At 51.7% G+C, this 21082-nt stretch carries 17 protein-coding genes and 2 pseudogenes; 8 read left to right on the top strand and 11 right to left on the bottom strand.

The annotated features are described in order from the left end of the window. Positions 1-34: 34 nt before the first annotated feature. The 5 genes from BMX45_RS08925 to BMX45_RS08905 all read right to left on the bottom strand — a co-directional run bounded on the left by BMX45_RS08925 (position 35) and on the right by BMX45_RS08905 (position 6607). Positions 35-919: a carbohydrate ABC transporter permease gene (locus BMX45_RS08925; RefSeq protein ID WP_090909547.1), complete on the bottom strand. Its 885-nt coding sequence runs from the start codon at positions 917-919 to the stop codon at positions 35-37. 45 nt (positions 920-964) lie between these two features. Further along, positions 965-1876 carry an ABC transporter permease gene (locus BMX45_RS08920; protein ID WP_009595317.1) on the bottom strand — a complete coding sequence of 304 codons (912 nt, stop codon included), beginning with the start codon at positions 1874-1876 and terminating at the stop codon, positions 965-967. Positions 1877-1886: 10 nt separating this feature from the next. Continuing rightward, positions 1887-3503, bottom strand: coding sequence for an ABC transporter substrate-binding protein (locus tag BMX45_RS08915; RefSeq protein ID WP_090909355.1), 1617 nt, complete (start codon positions 3501-3503; stop codon positions 1887-1889). Between the two features lie 333 nt (positions 3504-3836). Beyond that, on the bottom strand, positions 3837-6110 hold the full coding sequence (locus BMX45_RS08910) for a helix-turn-helix domain-containing protein (protein ID WP_090909354.1): 2274 nt from the start codon (positions 6108-6110) through the stop codon (positions 3837-3839). Positions 6111-6262: 152 nt separating this feature from the next. Then, positions 6263-6607: a winged helix-turn-helix transcriptional regulator gene (locus tag BMX45_RS08905; RefSeq protein WP_090909353.1), complete on the bottom strand. Its 345-nt coding sequence runs from the start codon at positions 6605-6607 to the stop codon at positions 6263-6265. A gap of 199 nt (positions 6608-6806) precedes the next feature. Between BMX45_RS08905 and BMX45_RS08900 the strand changes: the two genes are divergently transcribed. Next, positions 6807-7982 (top strand): MFS transporter, encoded by a 1176-nt coding sequence (locus BMX45_RS08900; protein ID WP_090909352.1) that lies wholly within the window; start codon positions 6807-6809, stop codon positions 7980-7982. Between the two features lie 161 nt (positions 7983-8143). Further along, positions 8144-8692: pseudogene (locus BMX45_RS31740) on the top strand (cupin domain-containing protein); the annotation flags it as partial. Positions 8693-9122: 430 nt separating this feature from the next. Here the strand turns inward: BMX45_RS31740 and BMX45_RS08890 are convergent. From BMX45_RS08890 to BMX45_RS08875, 4 genes are read right to left on the bottom strand one after another with little or no spacing between them, the layout of a single operon-like run. Then, positions 9123-9776 carry a metallophosphoesterase gene (locus BMX45_RS08890; RefSeq protein ID WP_090909351.1) on the bottom strand — a complete coding sequence of 218 codons (654 nt, stop codon included), beginning with the start codon at positions 9774-9776 and terminating at the stop codon, positions 9123-9125. Then, positions 9773-10852 carry an ABC transporter ATP-binding protein gene (locus tag BMX45_RS08885; protein WP_090909350.1) on the bottom strand — a complete coding sequence of 360 codons (1080 nt, stop codon included), beginning with the start codon at positions 10850-10852 and terminating at the stop codon, positions 9773-9775. The genes BMX45_RS08890 and BMX45_RS08885 overlap by 4 nt, the downstream gene beginning before the upstream one ends. Before the next feature lie 17 nt (positions 10853-10869). Then, the gene (locus BMX45_RS08880) at positions 10870-12579 is read right to left on the bottom strand and encodes an ABC transporter permease (protein WP_090909349.1); all 1710 of its coding nucleotides are present in this window, start codon (positions 12577-12579) and stop codon (positions 10870-10872) included. A gap of 10 nt (positions 12580-12589) precedes the next feature. Beyond that, positions 12590-13714: an extracellular solute-binding protein gene (locus tag BMX45_RS08875; protein WP_090909348.1), complete on the bottom strand. Its 1125-nt coding sequence runs from the start codon at positions 13712-13714 to the stop codon at positions 12590-12592. 163 nt (positions 13715-13877) lie between these two features. Here BMX45_RS08875 and BMX45_RS08870 point away from each other — a divergent pair, with 163 nt between their 5' ends. The 3 genes and pseudogenes from BMX45_RS08870 to BMX45_RS08860 form a co-directional block, all read left to right on the top strand. Next, complete coding sequence (locus BMX45_RS08870; protein ID WP_175495065.1) at positions 13878-14768, top strand: LysR family transcriptional regulator; 891 nt, start codon at positions 13878-13880, stop codon at positions 14766-14768. Positions 14769-14901: 133 nt separating this feature from the next. Further along, positions 14902-16263 (top strand): dipeptidase, encoded by a 1362-nt coding sequence (locus BMX45_RS08865; RefSeq protein ID WP_036660112.1) that lies wholly within the window; start codon positions 14902-14904, stop codon positions 16261-16263. Between the two features lie 723 nt (positions 16264-16986). Beyond that, positions 16987-17322 (top strand): annotated as a pseudogene (locus tag BMX45_RS08860) (glutathione-dependent formaldehyde dehydrogenase); the annotation flags it as partial. Positions 17323-17526: 204 nt separating this feature from the next. Here BMX45_RS08860 and BMX45_RS08855 read toward each other — a convergent pair. After that, positions 17527-17898 (bottom strand): VOC family protein, encoded by a 372-nt coding sequence (locus BMX45_RS08855; RefSeq protein WP_090909346.1) that lies wholly within the window; start codon positions 17896-17898, stop codon positions 17527-17529. 73 nt (positions 17899-17971) lie between these two features. Next, positions 17972-18907, bottom strand: a complete 936-nt coding sequence (locus BMX45_RS08850) for an aminoglycoside phosphotransferase family protein (protein WP_090909345.1) — start codon at positions 18905-18907, stop codon at positions 17972-17974. Between the two features lie 268 nt (positions 18908-19175). On the opposite strand from BMX45_RS08850, the gene BMX45_RS08845 reads away from it, so the two are divergent. From BMX45_RS08845 to BMX45_RS08835, 3 genes are all read left to right on the top strand, one after another. Beyond that, on the top strand, positions 19176-19673 hold the full coding sequence (locus BMX45_RS08845; protein ID WP_090909344.1) for a DinB family protein: 498 nt from the start codon (positions 19176-19178) through the stop codon (positions 19671-19673). Between the two features lie 63 nt (positions 19674-19736). Continuing rightward, entirely contained in the window at positions 19737-20729 is a 993-nt protein-coding gene (locus BMX45_RS08840; RefSeq protein ID WP_090909343.1) for a helix-turn-helix transcriptional regulator, read from the top strand. A 5-nt stretch (positions 20730-20734) separates the two neighbouring features. Next, positions 20735-21037, top strand: a complete 303-nt coding sequence (locus tag BMX45_RS08835) for a putative quinol monooxygenase (RefSeq protein ID WP_009591286.1) — start codon at positions 20735-20737, stop codon at positions 21035-21037. The last annotated feature ends 45 nt before the right edge of the window (positions 21038-21082 follow it).

The raw sequence follows: 21082 nt of genomic DNA, 5'->3' as shown, positions 1-21082 counted from the left end.
CGTTTAGGGTACGATCGCGGTAAATCGCCGCGCGTCACCCTTTAATGGAGCCGATCATGACGCCTTTCTCGAAATATTTTTGCATAAACGGATAAATGAGCAGAATCGGAAGCGTTGAAACGATAATGACGCCGTACTTGATCTGGTCGGCATATCGCTGCGCGTACCCTCCGGCATCCCCGCCCGTTCCCGCACCGCTCGAGAATACCTGGTTCGACAGCAGAATATCCCGCAGAACGATCTGCAGCGGCTGGAGCTTCGTATCCCGGATATAGATCAGCGCCGTAAAGAAATCATTCCAATGCCCCACCAAATAATAGAGCCCGATGACGGAGACCAGCGCTTTGGACAGCGGCAAGGCCACTTTGAAGAAAAAGGTAAAGTGAGAGCATCCGTCCATGACGGCGGCTTCATGCAGCTCCTGCGGCAGCGAGTTTTCAAAGAACGTCCTCGCAATGATCAAATAAAACACATTCACGGAGAACGGGAGAATAAACACCCAGATCGTGTTGGTCAAACCAAGACCCTTCATCAATAAATAGGTCGGAATCAGCCCGCCGTTGAAGAACATCGTGATCACGAAAATAAACATAATGATGCGTCTGGCGCGAAATTCCTTTCTGGACAGCACATAAGCTGCCGGAAGCGTGAACAGCATGTTCACCAGGGTGCCGAACACCGTGTAAAACAACGTATTTCGGTACCCGGTCCAAATCCGCATATCCTTGAAAATTTCCTGGTAACCGAAAAAACTAACATTTTTGGGGATAAACATGACCTTCCCCGTAGAGACGAGCGTTGAGTCGCTGAACGAAGCAATAATGATAAAATACAGCGGATACGCAATCAGCAGAAAAATCAAAACGCACAGAAAACCCAAGATGATCTTAAATCCCAGCTCCTTGCCGTTGATGCGCATTCTGGCAGTTTCATGTTCCACAACCGTTTTCTCCTTCCCCGATCATTAGAATAAGCTCGTTTCCGACATTCTCTTCGATATCGTGTTCATCGCGTACAGAAATACGAAATTGATGAGCGTGTTAAACAAACCGATGGCCGAAGCCAAGCTGAACTGGTTGGAGATGATCCCGATTTTGTAAACATAGGTGGCTATGACCTCCGAGACGGGAAGGTTCAGCGAATTCTGCATCAGGAATATTTTCTCGAAGCCGGTCCCGAGGATATTCCCCATGCTGAGAATGAACAGGATGATGATGGTTGGAACGAGTGCGGGAATGTCGACGTACCGGATCGTCTGCCAACGGCTGGCCCCATCGATCTTGGCGGCATCGTACAGTTGGGGATCCACGGTGGACAAGGCCGCAAGATAGATAATGCTGTTCCAGCCGCAGTGCTGCCATATGTCGGAGAGCACGTACACCGGAATAAAGGTCGAGGTGGAGGCTAACAAATTGATATGCCCCAGCCCCACCGCCTTCATGAAGTGACCGACAACCCCGGTTTCGGAGGACAGCAGCACGTTCAGCATCCCGACCAGCACGATGATGGATATGAAATGAGGCAGGTATACGGTGGTCTGCATCACTTGCTTCATTCTTTTTCTGCGAATCTGGTTTAGAATGAGCGCTAAGATGATCGGGGCCGGAAAGCCGAGCACGATCGTGGCCAGACTGATCAGAAACGTGTTTCGCATCAAATCGGTGAACAGGTAACTGTCGATGAATTGCTGAAAGTAGGCGAGTCCGCGCCACTCTCCGCCGGTCAAGCCTTGGCTGAAATCGTAATCCCTAAACGCAAGCTGGATGCCGTACATCGGCACATAGTTAAACAACAGAATGACGGCAATCGCCGGAAAAATCATAATCCACAGCTGGTAATCACGTCTGAAGGTGTCCAATCTTTTGCGAGGCCCCATATCCTCCCTCCTAGTTTTGATTCATGTAATCGTCGTAATATTTTTGCATAATCTCAAGATTCTGCTTCAGGCCTGCCTTCTCGCTTTCCTTGATATACGCGTCCCATTCGGCTTCCACGCCGCCCTTGGTGACCCATTTCGCAAAGCTGGATTCCGCCAGATTCATAACGTTGGTATTGTTCAGGCTCATGGCGTTATTGTCCATGGTGGAATACTTGATGAACATGCCGGGGAACACGTCTTTATCGGGATCCACGTCCAAGGCCGCCTCCAGCGGCTCCGATTGACCCAGCACCTCCTGCATATCGGTGCCAAGCGTCAGCTTTAAGGTATCGGGAATATAAAATGCGCCGTTGTCCGCCATCGTCGAGGTCCATTTCCACGTGCCCGGATCCATCTTGGCATCGGCCGGAGGCAGAACGGCATATGTACCGTCTCCGTTATCTTTAATGTTCGGTCCGAGGGATCCGAACAGCACCTGCATGCCCACCTCGGGCGCATAAAGCTCGTTGATGAATTTCATGGCCGCTTCTTTGTTCTTGGTCTTGGCGGACATGACGATATGGTTGGTGCCATAATTCAGGGAGTAATGATCGTAGCTCCAGGACAGCTTCCCTGCATAATCTGCCGACACCTTCATCGGCGGCATGGAAGCATATTGCGGTGCCAGCTGCTCGCCGAACCGGTCGGACGCCACCCATCCCCAGGTAAAGCCGACCTTGGCCGTATCCCCTTCCCCGCGCGCGATGGATTGAAATTTCGTATAATCATGCGTGAACACTTCCGGGTTGATCAGACCCGCCTTGTACAATTTATTCAGAAACACGACCATCGTTTTGTACCGTTCATCCGTCAGGAAGTTCTTCACCTGACCGTCTTCCACGAAATAACCCTGTCCGCTGCCGTCCGTCAGCGTAATGCCCATGCTGCCCAGGAGCACCGCGGGATTAAAATATCCGCCGATGCCTCCCGGCCAATCCATCGGAATCTCGTCATTCGGATCGCCGTTGCCGTTGGCATCCTTCTCTTTGAAAGCCACCAGCACTTCATACAGCTCATCCCATGTGGTCGGCATGCTCAGACCGAGGTGATCCAGCCACTGCTGGTTAATGAACTGCCTGCTCGCGGTAGCGGGCCAGAACCGCTGATATTTCGGGAGACCGTAGATTTTGCCGTCCGACTGCGTGGCGATTATTTTCGTATCCGGTTTTTCATTAAACATGTTCTGTACGTTGGGCGCTTGCTCCAGCATGCCGGACAGATCCTGGAACAAACCCTGGAATTGCGCAAAGTCTGCATCCGTAATGACGTTCGGCCCGATGAACAGATCCGGAATATCGCCACTGGCCAGCATCGTCCCTTTCTTCTGTCCCCAATCCGCGGTAATCTCCTGCCATTCGATGTCCACGCCCGCCGTCTCCTCAACCTTTTGCAGCCACTCCATTTCGGCCAGCGGCTTCGTGAGCGGGTGCTTGGTAATGATGGCGGTTAGCTTGACTTTGCTGCCGGTTTGGTCTCCGGGAGTCTCCGCCGAGTCGTTCTGGCCGCCTCCGGCCCCGCTGCAGCCTGTTAGCAACATGGCCGTGATGGCGACAAGCGAGATGAAAACGTTTACCCTTTTCTTCATTCCATTACCTCCTGGTTTCGTTTATTGGTCTGGTCCATGGGGGTATGCGGCCTTGGGTCGGCCTTGCCTTGGGACAGTTTTCACTCTAAATGAAGGCGGCGAGCACCGTAAACGGACAGTTTTTCAGGCATCCTCATTTTTTGAAGGAGCCCATCATCCCATATATGTAAACGCATCATTACAAGCCGGTACAGGGAATTCAAATTTTGTATATGTTCAAAAATTGAAACATCTTAACCTGTGAAACAGCTGCCTAGGAATAGCTTCTATTCAAGCAGGTTTATAAAAGACCGCTGTAATCGGCCTTGTCATCGGCATCAGCGGTCTTTCGTTTTAAGCTTTATGCGTATTTCGATATTGCCCCGGCGTCGTACCCACCATTTTTTTGAAGGAGCGGATAAAACTCGAGGTATTGGTATACCCGACCTGTTGGGAGATGGCTTCGAGCGTCTCCTCGCTGTCCCGCAGAAGCTGAATGGATTTCTGGATTCGAAGCTGATCGATATGCTCTTTGAAATTTTGCCCCATCGTTTTTTTGAAGTGATGGCTGAAGTTGGAGACCGACATATCAAAATAATCGGCCATCATCTGCAGCGAACAGTTCGGATCCATTCCTTTCTCCGCAATCAGGGACAGGATCTCATCCTGGGTTGCCACCCGGGAAATGGGGAGGGTTTCCTTGATCATATCGCACAGCTTGGCATAGCTTTCCCTTATGATCCCGATCATCTGTTCCAGCGTATAACGATGGTTAAAAGCCGCATCCGTAAGCCGCAGCAGGCTCTGATCGTCATGACGGAACCGCTGGAGGCCGTTGAAGATGACGGTAACGGTATTGAGATACACGCTCTGAATCATATGTGGCGGCAGGCTGTCATTGCTTAGGTAACCGATCATTCTCTCTGCTAGAGAGGCCAGCATGGCTGCATCATTCTTGAGGATCGCAAGCTCGAGGGATTGCAGGATTTCGGCATAATAGGAGACAGCTCCGGTCTGGGGAATCCCGATATTATCAAAGACCTGCACGGCGTCGGTCTTTCGGATGCGCAGAAACTCCGCCGTTCGGAGTGCCTGCAGGTAAGAGAGATGGAGGTCCTGCGGAGATGGGGCTTTGCCTGGCTTGCCGATGCCGATCACCGTTCCCCGGCCCGTGTGCTCCAATATTTCATCCTGCATCAGTTCCAGGCAGGATGTGAGCGGGACATTCTCCGCATGGGAGCACACCAGAATCAATTCCTGCGGATAGATGCTTTTAAAGAAATAACCTTGGATATCCTCCGGCAGCCGTCCTTCATAGCGCCGGCAGTAATCCAGTATCTTCTCCATCTCTCCTCCATCCGCTTCACAGCATAGTACAGCAACCGAGAAGCAATCATGCTGAAACCGGAGGCCGACCTTTCTTGCTTCCCGTTCGAAATCGTCCCAGCCTGCAAGATGCCCGCTCACCAGTTCAAACAGCAGGTTATCCCGCATAATCGGCAACGATCCCTTCACATGCTCGTCAAGCTTGCTGTTGGCCAGCGAAAGCTCCTCCAGCGTATATTTGATCGTATCGATCTCGTTCATGGGCTTCCCCTCCCGCGGTTCGAAGACTTGAACGGCAAGATCAACCAGGCGGCGAATCGGCTGATAGTTGTTCCGGATCGATATATAGATGATTAACACTTCAAGCAGCAGGATCAGGCCGACCAGGATGGCCGTATTCAACTGAATCGTCCGAATGCCTTGAAGGGATGAGGCTACCGGCAGCAGGCTCACGTATTTCCAGCCATTCTTGTCCGAAACCGAGGACGATACCAGATAATCCGATCCGCTGATCGCATAAATGCCCGAAGAGGAAGAGGTCTCTTCCCCTATGCCCTGCACAAGCTTCCTGAAGTCATCGGAGGATTGGTATGACGTATCATGGGAAGATACCAACCGCCTTCCCTGGCCGTCAAACACAAAAAAATCGCCGCTATAGGTTTCCGAGACGGACTTCATCATCCGGACGATCGTATCTTCCCTTACCATGATCATGACGGCTCCGGGTGAATTCGTGCCTCCTACCGGCAGCGGCTGCACGAAGGTCAGCATTCGAACCCGGTTGTTGCCGGGCACAATCACGTTCTCGACAGGCCTGACGACGGGAGACTCGAGATCATTCAAAGTCTGGATCATATCTTCGCTGGCCCAGTTTTCATAGTAGTAACCGACGCCCGGAATGGACAGGTCGTCCAAACTGTATGCGCTTCCAGTTTTAGAAAACAAATAACCGATGTTCTTTACATACAGCAAGGTGTTGTAAATAAATGCATCGGTTGCATTGTATTTTTTCATCTCATTGGCAATGAGGACACGCTGGTAGTCGCTTTCCTCGGCCTTGTACATCTTGAATTCCCGATTCTGCACCAGCTCGAACGGCAAATTGTATACATACCGGGTAAACGTATCCATCGATGTCATGAATTGCTCCGTAATATGCGCATTCCAGTCCATTTCCTTCTCTTTAACAACGTCCGCCGAATAGGGATAGTAATAACACAGGATGACGATCACGGGAAACATCAGCACAAGCAAATAGGAAATCAACAACTTGGTCAGCAGGTTAATCTTATGGATTCGCAAACGGCAACCACCTCCCTATCACTTCATTCCCATTTTCGAAAATGTTATCTATAAGAATACGAAATTTTCAAAAAAAAGAAAACTCATTTCCGCTGTATACGCGTCGGAAATGAGTTTTCTGATATCATACCATTTTGGCGGCAGCGGGAACGTCAGGAGGATTGTTCCACTCCCCATTTTTCGGCCCACTTCTCCATCTCCTTCAAAGAAGCCAGGAAGTCCATCCCCTTCTCGGTCAATGAATACTCCACGGAGACCGGAACGGTAGGGAATACCTCGCGTCTCACGATGCCGCTGCTTTCCAAATGGCGCAGGACATCCGTCAAGGATTGCGTCTTGATGATGGCTGCATCCCGGTGAAGCTGATTAAACCGTTTCGGTCCCTGGGCTAATTGCGCGATGACAAGGAACGCCCATTTGGCTCCAAGAATTTGCAGCACCGAGCAGATATGATTGAACGCTGGCTTTTCCTGAAAGTCTTCTTTAACCGGCTCCACTGCCTCACCCCATCACTAACTAATCGTAAGTTAGTCAAAATGACTGGATAATATCCAAATACTTTGCCTTCTTACATCATATATGCGCGCTGCTTATAATACAAACACAAAGAGATTTCATGCTTTACTATCCGATACGGCATGTGCTAGCCATGATCCGATTGAGGGTATCGATCTCCCAACGGAAAGGATAATGGATATGAATCGATATACGATATATTTATTGGCGCTCGGGGTTTTTCTTACCGCTACCTCGGAACTGGTCGTCTCGGGTATTCTGTACGCGATTGCTGACGATCTTCATATTTCCTTGGCTTTTGCCGGCCAGCTGATTACCGCCTATTCGCTTGCTTTTGCGATCGGAACACCGTTTCTGGTCTCGCTTACCGCTCGAATCAATCGAAAAAAGGTGCTGCTCGGCTCGCTTCTGCTATTCATTGCCGGCAGTCTTGTTTCTTTTTTTAGCACCGAGGTATGGATGCTCATGGCTTCCCGTGTCATTCTGGGCGTAAGCTCAGGCGTCTATCTCGTTGCCGCAATGGGTGCCGCAGCCAAGATGGTGCCACCGGAAACGTTAGGCCGTGCGATTGGCACCATCGTGCTGGGTTTCAGCAGCGCCATGGTGCTGGGCGTTCCGATCGGCATATGGATCACGAATCTGCTGAACTGGCAGTCCATTTTTCTGCTGCTGGCTCTGCTCAGTCTGTTGGTCGCTTTTGTCCTTATCAGGCTCCTGCCGGATGTTCAAGGGGATGCCCCCGTACCCTTCCGCCAGCAATTCAAAGTGCTGGGGAGTCTCGTGATCGTCAGCGCCCTGCTGCTTACGTTCTTCCGGGAATCCGGCAACTCGGTACTGTTCACGTATGTGACGGCGTTTATCCAGGATATTTTTCGCATCGCGCCATCCGGCATCAGCATCACGATGCTCGGCTTTGGCCTATTGGGAGCCATCGGCTCCAGGCTCGGCGGTTATGGCGTCGACCGTTTTGGGGCGGCCAAGGTGATTGTCTTCAGCACGCTCGTTCATATTGCGGTATTTGCGCTGCTTCCGCTGCTCGCCGGTCAATCGGTCATTGGACTTTCGCTGATGGGAGTCATGGTGATGTCCATGTTTGCGGCGGGCCCGGCGGTCCAGAGCTATTTTATCCAGCGGGCGCCGGGTTCTTCCAATCTGGTTCTCAGCATAAACACCTCCATTGTCCATCTGGGGTTAGCCGCAGGAGCGGGTGCAGGAGGCTTCATGGTCAATACGTCATCCACGCTTCAATACCATCCATGGCTCGGGGGATTCGTGCTCGCGCTTGGCTTGGCGGCAGGACTGGTCAGCTTCTCGGCCGGACGGAAGTCGCCGGTTTCCATCCCGAAATCGGCCTGACCTCGCCTGCTCCACTCTATGTGTGTTTAGCGCAAGCCGCCCTGTCAACGGGCGGCTTGCCATCCTGCTGATTGTTAAAAATGGGCTCACGGATGTTTGCCCATGGGCATAACGTGTGTTATGGGTCAACGCCTATTACATGATGAAGGGCAGGAGTCACAGTGGCAGTCTCTTATATGGATTTCACCTCACCATCCGTTCGGTTTACTTACGATATGAACAATAACCCGTTTTTCAAAAAAGATAGTCAAAATTACATTAATTCTCTCTCCGTAAAAGAATTGAACACGCTCGGCAACGCTTCCCTGCTGGATATATATCTCAGTACCGGAAACGTAGTGGAGCCGCATATCCATCAAAATGCATCGGAGCTGGTATATGTCGTTTCCGGCTCAGCCATCGTTTCCCTTGTCAATCCGTTTACGAAAGAGCTGCTGAACTTCACGGTAACGCCCGGTCAAGTTGCGCTCGTGCCCCAAGGCTGGTGGCATTATGAAATGGCGACGGTTGACAACACGCATCTGATCGCGGTCTTTGACGCGCCGGTGCCTGAATTCATTGGAGGTTCGGATCTCTTGAGATTGACGCCGGCCAGCGTATTCGCTCACACCTACTGCCTGGATGAAGCCAAAGTCAAAGAGACCTTGGCGCCGATCACCGACACGGTTGTCATCGGGCCGCCAAAAAACTGCCCGCAGCAAGGGCAAGTGCAAGGGCAGATGAAGCATCAGCCTCACGCGTCTCATCTTAATCAGCATTATTACCATCAAGGAACGCCTGGCCAGCGAGATTATGAGCTCCTTCAGCAGCAGCAGCAACAGCAGTTCCAGCAACAGCAGCAGTTGTTCCAGCAGCATTTCAATGCTCAGGATCAAACCCAGCATGGAACGTATGCTGCTGAACCGCAGCGAACACCAACTCAAGCACAAGAGCAGTTCCGTTCGCAACAGCAATTACAAGAACAACAGCGTCAGCAGTTCATTCAGCAACAGCAGCAGCTGCCATTCCTGCAGCGCCAGCTAATAGGAAATGGCTGGGATAAATTCTGATCAACCCTCCGATAAATGAGTCCTCTATTGAAATACGCAGCATCACGATTCGTCCATGATGCTGCGTATCTCTTTTTAATATGGAATTATATTATTTAGCAAGACCGGATGCTCCCGTTATTCTTAGCTTCCGGCACGTAATGTTCTCCGGCCGTGTAACCGATATGGACCAATGAATGCCCGAAGTCAAATTCACCAGGCTTAAATAATATCCGTGCCCAGCGCCTGTATCAATTCCCAGCTTACCGTCGCCGAACCAGAGCTGATGGGGCTGTACACCCAAGCGAAACGTGGATGTATGACCAAACACAATCGTTTTATCCATCAAACGCGGCGACTGATGGAACGGTTCCCGGATCTCCGTCAGATCCTCCGGCTTCTGCGCATGGAGCGGAATATCGGGTCGAATGCCCGCATGCACAAACAAATACTTATCATGCTCGATCCATAGCGGCATAGCTGCAATGAATTGTTGATATTGTAACCCTTGAGGAGCGACGAAACCGGCTTGTTCCGGCAATTGATGCAGCCATTTGCGTTCATTGTTCCCCTGTAGCGCTACTGCGCCGGCATAACACAGCTCCTTCACGTAATCCAGGGTCCCGGCTGAATCGGGTCCCTTATTCACATAATCCCCAAGCAAAAATAAACGATCCGCCTCGGGCTGATAATGTACATGCTGCAGCAGGATCTCAAGCAGATAACCGTAGCCGTGAATGTCCGAAACCGCATACACCTGACTCATGTGGCCAACATGCTGCTTTCTGCATATATCATGGTTTGTTCCGGTGACACCCGTATCCTTCGTTCGCTTCCCGCTTCTACGCTGCAATGATGGAATAAATGAATCGGCTGCCGGTCTGTCGTCTCGGCTATGATTCTCCATCTGGTTCCTTCGTAGACCGTCTGCAGGACGGTTACCTTCAGCGAGTTCCCTTCCGGTGTAGCTTCGTCACTGCATATTTCGATCGATTCAGGATGGATCATGACGATGGCACCGTCGTCACCATGATTTGTATCTATCAGTTTTCCGCCAATCAAACTTCCGGATAGTATGGCTGCAGTTTGCCCATTCGGGCTCAGTTTGGCTTCCAATCGGTTATGGTAACCCATAAGCTGCGCCACCCAAGGGCTCGCAGGCCGCTCAAACAGCTCTCTCGGTTCCCCAAATTGATCAATCGCCCCGTTCCTTAATATCATTATGCGATCAGCCACCGTAAAGGCCTCCATCCGGTCATGCGTCACATACAGGGTAGCGATGGATAATTCGCCCAGCAATCTGGCCAATTCACCACGCATATCCGTTCTCAGTTTGACATCCAGATTGGACAATGGTTCGTCCATTAACAACAGCTTCGGCTCTGTTGCCAGCGCTCTCGCGATGCCGACGCGCTGCTGCTGACCGCCAGACAGCTGGGCCGGCAGCCGGTCCAATAAACCTTCCAGCTTTAAAAGCGATTGGAGTCGGTCCAATGTCCGCGCTCTGTCATGCCCATTTAGTTTTCGGCGCTTCATCCCATACTCCATATTCTGTTTCACGTTCATATGGGGCCATAGCGCATAATCTTGAAACACCATGTTAATCGGGCGATTTTCCGGCGGAATATAATGCCCTCGCCGTTCGACGGTGACTCCGGCCATCTCCACCTCCCCTGCATCGATACGCTGAAGACCGGCAATCATCTGGAGCAGCGTTGATTTTCCGCAGCCTGAGGGGCCAAGAATGCATATGCGCTCCCCTTCTCCCACCTCAAACGTGATCGGCTTCAATACTTGCTGTGAGCCGAATGATTTCGATACGCCCTTTACCTTTAAGATCATTCCACTCTCCATCCCTTCTACCATTTATTGCGATCCAGCCATCTGAACCATGTACGCCCCGCTGCTTGCAGAAGAATGATGATCAGCACGACCGTTCCGCAGCTAACGACGGTAGCAGCCGTTGCATAGCCGTAGCGCGAGAATTCAAAGGCCCTGTCTATGACCAGCGGCATCAGCGAATAGTTAGCCGGTTTCAGCATGGAAGCCAGGGCCAGATCAAACACGCTGGTTCCGAACGAAGCCAGGGTTGCAATTAGAAGCGACTGGCGTGCTATAGGCAGTACGATATCCCGCATTCGTTCAAATACGCCTGCCCCTTGAATGGCTGCCGCCTTGAGCATGGTGCCGGACATGTTGCCGAACGCGCCAAGCTGGACCCTGACTGCGTAGGGGATGGCACCGGCGATCCCGGCGATCACAAGCAGCGAGGGTGTTCCGTAAAGATGGAGTCCTAAAGGTTCCAGCCATTTCTGATTCCATATGAAAATATAGCCAATCCCTAGCACAACGCCGGGGACCGCTAAAGAAATGATCGAGAATAGCTGAAGCAACGGCCTTAGACGAGACTCCGTAAAAGTCAGCATATAGGCTACAACAAACCCGATCAGCATGCTAAACAATGCAGCTGCGGCTGCTATGACAAGCGAATGATACATGCCTTCCAGATAACCGAGCAGCCTGTGATCCCCGGCTTGTCCTGCGAATAATTCGCGATAATGATCCAGCGTGAGATTATCCAGATGTATGCCTCCGCCAGCCTGCTTCAGGAAAGACACCGCTGCGCTGGTTCCGATCGGAATCCCAAGACTCACAAAGAGAAAAATCGTAATCGACAGATTATACAACCAGGCCTTCCGCGGCCTTACCTTCTCCATTTGAACCGCTCTTGCATTCAAAAAGTCGAACCTGGATTTCCGCAGGGTCACCATAAGCAAGGTCATCGCCAGTGCCAGAATTAAGACAAGATAGAATGCCAGCACACCCGCCATATCGAATCGGACCGGAGACTGGTAGATTGCCGAGTATATGGAGTATGTCAACGTTGGGAATTTATACACGGTTGCCAAAGCGGCGGGCAGCCCGAAATCTCCGATGGTATCCATGAACACCAGGGTCCAGCCAGCCACATAGGAAGGCAGAGCCAATGGCAGTTCGACGGTTCTCCAGACGGTGAATGGCCTTGCGCCATTCAGCCTGGCCGCATTACCGAACTGCCTTATGTTCCACTCCGAAGCTGCCATAATGGCCAAATAAGCTAGGGGGAATTTACTTAGCGACATGACGAACATAAGCCCGACAGGCTGAAAAATAAACGAGGTGACCCACGTCAGCCCCAGCCACTGATGAGCCAGTCCGTCCGAGCCGGCAAACAAAACCCAGCCCTGCGCGATCATGAAGGACGGGGCTATTAACAATACCCAAGCCGTCATATCCAGCAATTTGGCCGCTGCAAAGTCCCACCGTGCCCGAATGGTAGCAAGCACGCCACCAATGATCGTACCGATCGTTGCCGTGCCCAGCGATAATGTGACCGAATTCAGAAGGGACTGTTTCCATAACGGCCGATTCATGATGTCTCCGATCAAGCCCAGGCTGCTGGACTCGATCTGCCCGAAAAATAGCCCGGGAAAGATGACGTTGATCAGGACGGCGAGCAGCGGCAAAAAAATAAAAACAAACAGGAGGAGGGTGACCCCGCCTCCATAGCGAGCTTCCGAAGTATTCATATCGCCCTTCCTACCTTACATTTTGATCCGCAAACCAGGTTTTGATCTCAACTTCATGCTCGGATGCCCACTTCGCGGAAGGCAGCATAAAGGCACCATTCGGTTCACGCTCACTTCGTGCACTCACGCCCTCCACAAGCGGCGTAAAGAAACTATCCGTTGAATCCAGATTCGTTAACATCTGCTGTGTCTCGGGTTTCAGCATATATTCAACAAATGCTTTGGCCGCTGCCGGATTCTTGGTATGCTTGCTGATCGCCACAACGCGCAAGCTCCCTGGCGCACCCTCGCGCGGCCATATTACCTCGATAGGCTCGCCTGCAAGCTTCAGTTCATAAGCATTATGCTCCTGAAGCGCCGCAACTTCGATTTCTCCGCTTAACAGCGCCTTCCCGACAGGACCGTTCTTGGGGTATACATGAAGTCCTTTTTTAAAACGCTGCTCGTATGTCTGCTCTGCGGCTTCGACACCCCATTGCTCAAAAAATGCGGATACGAGCGGATAGGCAGGCGCTGCCACGGCCGGATCGGCATGACCGACAGGGCCGTCATAGGCAAAAAATTGCTCCCAAGTCGTCGGTGCCTTCTCCGAAGTTACCAGCGTTGTGTTATAAGCAATGACACCTGCTGCATGAATGCCGACAGGGAAGTAGGCGAAATCTTCGGGTACATGGCTCTTTCCGTTCTCGGACAGATTTCCGAGATTGTCAGGCTCCCAATCCGTCATCAGGAAATCGCGGTCGCCCAAATTGCGCATCGAACCGTGTCCATCCATCATCAAGACGTCCCATTGCGGATTTCCCTGCTCCGCCTCAATTTTGGCCAATGCTTCCCCCCCTCCATAATGCACGGCTTCTAATTTGAAGCCTGTCTCTTCCATAAATTTCGGGGCAATGTAATCCACAAAATCATTTCCGTATAAGTAGATCGTTTCCCCGGTATCCTCCGGATTGCCATTCGTTAAGGTTATGTCCGGCTGCCCGGCTGCACCTCCGCTTCCGCTGGCCGTCGGCCCCGTGGTTTCCCCCGAGCGAACCGTTGGCTGTCCATCCGTTTGCGCGCATGCCGACAACAACCACATGAGCGCAGTCAAAGCAATGAATATTCCATGTTTGAATCCTGTTTTCTTGTTCATGTCACCCTCCTGTTTCTGATTGCCTTCTTGTTTCCATTTCAGCATAACGTCCCAGATTCAATTAAAAATTATCGCTGCGTTAACAAAGAATTAAATAATATCTATCAAATGAAAGATAAGATTAATATCATCGATGTTTGAAATGGGAAGAGAGGGATGCAATTTGAACTTACAGCAATTCAAAGTGTTTGTACTTACCGTCGAATTGAAGAAACTGTACCTTGTGGCGCAGAAGCTGGGCATTACCCAGCCAACCGTCACCTTTCATTTGAACAAGCTGCAAGAAGAGCTTGGCCTTGCTCTGTTTCACACCAAGTCCTATCATGTCATCAAGCTTACGGAAGCCGGTGAAGCCTTTTATCATTACGCATCGCAGATTCATTCCCTCTCTGAGGAAGCTTCATCAACCATGGACGTATACCGCGGAACCGCTGCGGGAGTGCTAGCGATCGGCAGCACCCATACGCCTGCCACCTATCTGCTACCGCCGTTCCTGAAGCAGCTGAAGCTCAATTATCCGGGATTGTCGATCCTTATGGATGTCCGCCCTGCGGCCTATATTCTGGAAAAAGTCAAGAAATATGAACTCGATGTAGGCATCATTTCGAACACGCAAGTGGATGACCCGGAATTCATCGCGCAGCCGTTGATCCATGATGACCTGGTTCTTATATTCGCCCCGGATCATCCATTCGCAAGCCTAAACGATTTAATGCCCGGCGATCTGGTCGAACATCCTTTCGTTTCCCATGAACCGGGCTCTATCAGCAGGCAGCTTATTGACAACTGGGCAGACAAACATCGTCTACATCTTCAAATATCACTGGAAATCTCGGGGACCGAGGCGCTGAAATCCGCCGTCCGGCACGGTCTCGGCTACGGCATGATTGCAGAAGCCGCCATACAAGAGGATGTGGCAGAGGGGAAGCTGCATGCACGACCTATTCCGTCCTGGGTGCCTGAACGTCAGATTTATGCGGTTCGACACCGCAATAAGCTGATCAGTCCGGCACTGCGCATGTTCTGGAGAAATCTTTTGGACAATTTTGCATGACAGCGGCGGATGGGAATCCAGACAAGCTTCCGATTTGATCCGGCTGTATTTCGTATTCTCCGAAAAACGGTTAGAATAGTAAGATACGGCATCTTTTTGAATGCCAATGTAAATCGAAGGAGGTTCTATATTCATGAGCGTTGATTATAAAGCGTATTTCGCTGAACACCGCGAAACCCATCTGAATGAATTGAAGGAATGGTTGTCCATTCCGAGCATTTCCGCCTTGTCCGAGCACAAAGGCGATGTCGCCAAGGCTGCCGAGTGGCTCGCAGGCAAGCTGACCGAAGCGGGACTTGAGCATGTGGAGGTTCACCAGACGGCCGGGCACCCGATTATTACGGCAGACTACCTGCATGCCGAAGGCAAGCCGACCGTGCTCGTCTACGGCCACTATGACGTTCAGCCCGTTGATCCGCTTCATCTGTGGGAAACGCCGCCGTTCGAGCCGGCTGTCCGCAACGGCAAATTGTACGCGCGCGGAGCAACGGACGACAAAGGCCAGCTCTTCCTGCATGTCAAAGCCGTCGAAGCCATTTTGAAGCAAGAGAAGGAGCTTCCGGTCAACATCAAATTCTGCATTGAAGGCGAAGAAGAGGTATCCAGCCCCAACCTGCCGCTCTATCTTGACAACAACAAGGACAAGCTGGCGGCAGATGCCATCGTGATCTCGGATACATCCCTGCTAGCGCCTGGCAAACCGGCCATTTCCACGGGTCTTCGCGGGTTGTGCTCGCTGGAATTGTCCCTGGAAACAGCCAATACCGATCTTCATTCCGGTACATACGGCGGCGGCGTGCCGAACGCCCTGCACGCGATGGTCTCCTTGCTCTCCTCGCTCCATGACGAGCAGGGCCGCGTCGCGGTTGAAGGCTTTTATGACGGCGTACTCGAACTGTCGCCCGAAATGCGCGAGGAATTTGCCAAGCAGGAGTTCGACGAGGATAAGCTGAAGCGGGACCTCGGCCTGGATTCCCTGTACGGCGAAGAAGGCTTCTCCTTCGTTGAACGAGTGGGAGCGCGTCCGACCCTTGAGCTGAACGGCGTATACGGCGGATTCCAGGGAGAAGGCAGCAAAACGGTCATTCCGAAGGAAGCCCATGCGAAAATCACCTGCCGCTTGGTCGCCGACCAGGATCCGCAGGCTGTGCTCGACGCGATCGAGAAGCATTTGCATGCCCATACCCCGGTCGGAGCCAAGATCACTTTCCAGCCGAAGGAAAAGGCATTCGCCTTCAATATCGATCCATCCCATCCGATGCTGCAAAAAGCCGCAGACGCCTTCGAGAACGTGTACGGCACGCGTGCACTGTTCACGAAAGACGGAGGATCGATTCCGATCGTGGAGAAGCTCTCCAGCACGCTGAACGCCCCTGCCGTCATGATGGGCTTCGGCTTGCCGGACGAGAATCTGCATGCGCCGAACGAGCATTTTAATTTGGAGAATTTCGATAAAGGCTTGCTGACGATCGTAGAATATTTAAAGCTGGTGTAACGGTGACGCCAACAGACCGAAAGTAACATAGTAACATCCTAAATAAGAACGCGTATGGCGGGATAATTGAATCCCTTCCAATACGCGTTCTTTTGTTTTAGTGAGAGTCCCTTGCCATTCTTAAGCCGGCCATTGGCGTGAGAGCCACTTGCCATTCATAAGCCGGTTATTGGCGCGGGTGCCTCGATTTACCGACGAAAAGCGGCCATGGACGTGTCTGCACGACTAAACACCTGCAGATCCCCAATCAGACGGTGCCATATTACATGGTTGCCGGTCCTATGTATGCGGAGGTTTTCCTACCAACAAGCAGCTCTTCACCACACATGTGGTTTCTACACCAACAGGCAGTTTCTTCACCACACATGTGGTTTCCACACCAACAGGCAGTTTCTTCAACACACTTGTGGTTTCCATTAAACAGGTAGCTTCTTCCCATCACATGCGGTTCCCATGCCAAACAAGCGCCGTTATCCCCATACCCATCGGACTACAGATCCGTTATTTACCACAAATCAGGCCATTCTCTAAGTGCAACGGACACCAGTTCCGTTATTTAACCCCTTCGCCGCCAAAAAACGGACTTTTTATGCAAATAACGGACCTCATGTCCGCAAGTATCAAAGTTTAGCTCTTATCAGAGCAAATAACGTATCCTGTGTCCGCTAAAGTCCGAAGTATACAATATGGTAGACAGCCGTTACATGTCATGGACCACGTACCGGCCAAAAGCTGAAGCTCCAGGGGGGAACGTTGAGCGCGATTGATATCGCCATCCAGGCCGTGCGCAAATTTGGCACCGTCCAGCTGACCGGCGTATACGGTTCGCTGTACAATATGTTCCCGCTCGGTCATATTTTTGAACGGAACATTACCCTTACCATGGGACAAGCTCCCGTTATCCATTACATGCCGGAGCTGTTCAAGAAAATAACCGCCGGCGAATTTGATCCGACGGAGATTGTCTCCCACCGGCTTCCTTTGGAACAGGCAAGCAATGCCTATCGGATATTCAACGATCACGAGGACGAATGCACCAAGGTCGTTCTGAAGCCGTAGCGTAGTTCCACAGAATAAAAACCAAGCATTCCCTGTCACATCCTTTTTCTTGGATAGGAAATGCTTGGTTTTTTGTGTCCCGGTTCATGAAATTTAGGGAGTGAGCCTAAAATTTGGCCGGGTGCGTGTTAGTCGCTTCGACATATCCTCACACGTCTCAAGGGGTGCGTAGTCAACGGCAACCATTTTTACCGGGTAGGCTGTCTATTCACTCGCTTTTCCGGGATTCACCCGGATGATCGTCCCGCACGGATCCGATATCCAGTAGCCCCGCGAGTTCTCGTAAACCTCCACCTCATCCCTGCGGTCCACCCGGTGCTCTCTCAAATATCGGGCAGCCTCCTCCGGATCCTCCGTGTTGACCTCGAGCCAAACATCCTGCTGCGAATAGTTGAGCATGCAGTCCAGCCATAAGGTATTTGGGCCGTGCTGAAAAGCATGCGACCCGTCCCTGAAGCCCAAATATGGCAGCCGTAAAACCTCTTTGTAAAAATGCACGGTCTCCTCATACTTGTGCTTCGGAATCTTAATGGCCATATTATTTCCGCCGATAAACTGAATATCCGCTGATGTCATGAGCGCAAACCTCCATTGTGGTTTTTTGCCATTGTATCATGCAGCAGCTTGGTTAAATTCTTCCAGATTGCTGTTATTCGCGGCGATCCGGCATAACCTCGGCATTCGTTATATACCAATTGGGCACATGCGTCCGGAATCCATCATACCAATTCAGCACGGTTTGAGCCTGATTCATCATAACCTCCACTTCCTGCTCTCCGAACGGGATGGCCCAATGAATGGAGGAAATCTGATTGCTCGCGATATAAAGCGCCATTAATCTGAAAAATGAATCCGGCACCTCTCGTCCTTGAAAATATCCATGGATACGACCCGAAGCGAACCACGGGCTAATCGCGGCGTCCCACGTAATCCGGTTAAACTCCTCCCAAGGATCACCGTATTCCGCCCGGTTGAAATCGATGATGCCGAGTTCCCCTTCAGGCGAAACCACCATATTGCCGACATGATAATCCCCATGTTGAAAAGCAACGGGACGCTCTTCTAACAAATACCGGTGCGACTCCATAAAACGGATGATGTTCTCAGCGCCGGCAAGCCGGATGCCGCAGCTCTCATAATTTTTTATGTACCGATCCATTTTTGAATTATAGTAAGACGCCCACGTATCCCATCCGCTTTCAGCCGGAATGCCATGCATCCTGTTCAAATATGCGCCTGCCTGAACGCCAAGCCGGTACTGCTCCTCTGAATCCAGCAAAGGAATCGCCTCCCTTGCATCTTCTCCCGGAACCCATGTGAACAGGGAATACACTTGCCGGCCACCATGACAGACGCCAAAATCTATCGGGCGAGACGTTCGCATTTCGATGGGATCCAGCTTTTTAACCGTTTCAAACTCCCATTTTTTCCTCTCGAACTGAGAGATATCGGATAGCCGGAGGAGCCGCTCCTCGCCTTGCATATCCTGAATATAATATTTACGATCTGCCGACCAGCCCTTGTCAACCGCTTGAATGACAATCCATCCATCAGCCCCCGGGATATCACGAATCGCTTCCTGCATGCCCTGCACCTCCTATATCTTAAATTCCTCACGATTCTTGATCCTCATTCATTATAAATGAAGAAGGAAACTTAGACCAATCAGATGAAAAATATCAGTCTCTTTTCGGGTCCCCGTGTTGACCTCAAGCCAAACATTCTGCTGCGACATAGTCGAGCATACAATCCCATTTTTTAATTTGGCCTATAATCACTGACCGTAACTGTCAGGAATGATGTAATATACTCGATTTGCAGCACACATCCTAAACCAAAGCGAGGGTTAACACATGAACATGAGCAAAGCGGATTTTACGACAGAATGGTTAAAAGAGGCGCATATAACGGAACAAGTCATGAACGCTTTAACCGACGATTCGCTTAAAACCGCCATGACGGAGCAGCATCGCACGCTCGGTCAGCTGGCGTGGCATTTGGTTATGTCGATTCAATACATGACCATGCTCGGTTTGGAATTTGAGGGCCCGTCCCGCGAGCAAGAAATTCCCGATTCGGCTGCCGAAATGACCGACAGCTACCGCCGGATCCGGCATGCCCTCCTGGATGCGGTTCAGTCGCAGTGGAGCGAGGAGGATCTTCGCGCTACCCGTGAATTCGACGGAGAGCTTTGGACCAATGCGGCATTCCTGCATTTTACCCTGGTTCATCAAGCGCATCACCGCGGACAGATGACGGTGCTGATGAGACAAGCCGGCCTGCGGATTCCCGAGCTCTACGGTCCGACCTACGATTCCTGGATCGACAAGGGCATGGACCCGCTCGTATAAAAAAGATACAATCTACTTAAAAGTAAACAGTCGGGATCGTCCCTAAGGAAGGAGCGCGTTTTGATGTCCAAAGCGGATAATATGCTGTCGATCCTGTGGATGCTTCGCTCGGGCAAAAAGATGACCGCGCAGCAAATCGCCGATGAGCTGGAAATCCATGTTCGAACGGTGTACCGCTGCATCGATTCGTTATGCGCCAGCGGCGCGCCCATCATCGCCGATTCCGGGCCCAACGGCGGCTTTCGGATTCTCGGACCGTTCGCCGAGTCCCCGCTGATGTTTGATGCGGAAGAGCAGAAGGCTTTGGTGCATGCCTCAATTTTTGCCAAAGAAACCGGCTATCCGTTCACGGACGCGCTGGAGCGGGCGATCGGCAAGCTGAAGCTTTATACGAACGAGGAGCAGCTTCATCAGATCGAACGGCACAGCAGCGGCATCGCCGTTTTGCAGCCTCCGGTCCATGACGGGCTTCGCCCGCTGCTGCAGATGCTGGAGAATGCCGCGGCACAGGGACAAACCCTGAAGATGACGTATTCGAAGGGCCGGGAAGGCGCCGAAGCCGTCCGAGACTTCGATCCCTACGGCATTATCCATTGGAAGGGCCAATGGTATGCTGCGGGTTACTGCCGTCTGCGCCAAGAGATTCGCAATTTTCGCGTGGACCGGATTCTCGGTCTGGAGACGACAGCCCTGGTCTTTGAGCGGCCCGTTGATTTTTCGGCCAGGGATGTATTGCTTGGCAGTCTTCTCCCGGATCCAGGCAGCTCGGAAACCCTGGTCGATGTTGTCATCCAAGCCCACGAGCATGTTCTGAACGAATTGAGCCAGCATTGGTTGTTTGGGCATACCCTCGTATCGCGCCATGATGGCGAGGCTCGTTTCGGGCTGGACACGTCTTCGCTGACGTCCTATGTGCCCTATTTCCTTCTCCCCTACGGTAAAGCTTTAACCATTCTGGAGCCCGCTTCGCTTGTCCTGAAACTGTCCGAGATCACGACAAGCTTGGCGCTCCATTACGAACGCATGTTAACCGGCATGACCACTAAGGAAGGATGATTCCCATGGAGAAATTTGCAATGTACGGGAAATTGATCGCCCATCCCGGCAAACGGGATGAACTTGCGGAGATCCTGCTCGAAGCAGCCGCAATGCTCCGCGATAACGAAGACTGTGAGCTTTATATCGTCAACGTCTCGGACAGCGATCCGAATGCCGTATGGGTCACGGAATTGTGGAGCAGCCAAGACGCGCATGCCGCTTCCTTGCAGGGGGCGGATACGTCCGAGCTGCTGCAGCGCGGGCGGGCGCTGATAGCCGGCGCAGAGCCGCTCAGGCTTAAGCCGCTTGGAGGCAAAGGGTTTTAGGTAATTCCCGTTAGGAATAAAAGAGGCCGTTTCCGAATCGAAATT

It is taken from the genome of Paenibacillus sp. cl141a (assembly GCF_900109305.1).
In the GTDB taxonomy this organism is placed as follows: domain Bacteria; phylum Bacillota; class Bacilli; order Paenibacillales; family Paenibacillaceae; genus Paenibacillus_AQ; species Paenibacillus_AQ lautus_A.
Note: the sequence above shows the minus strand (reverse complement) of the source record. Positions and strands in the feature narration are given on the sequence as shown.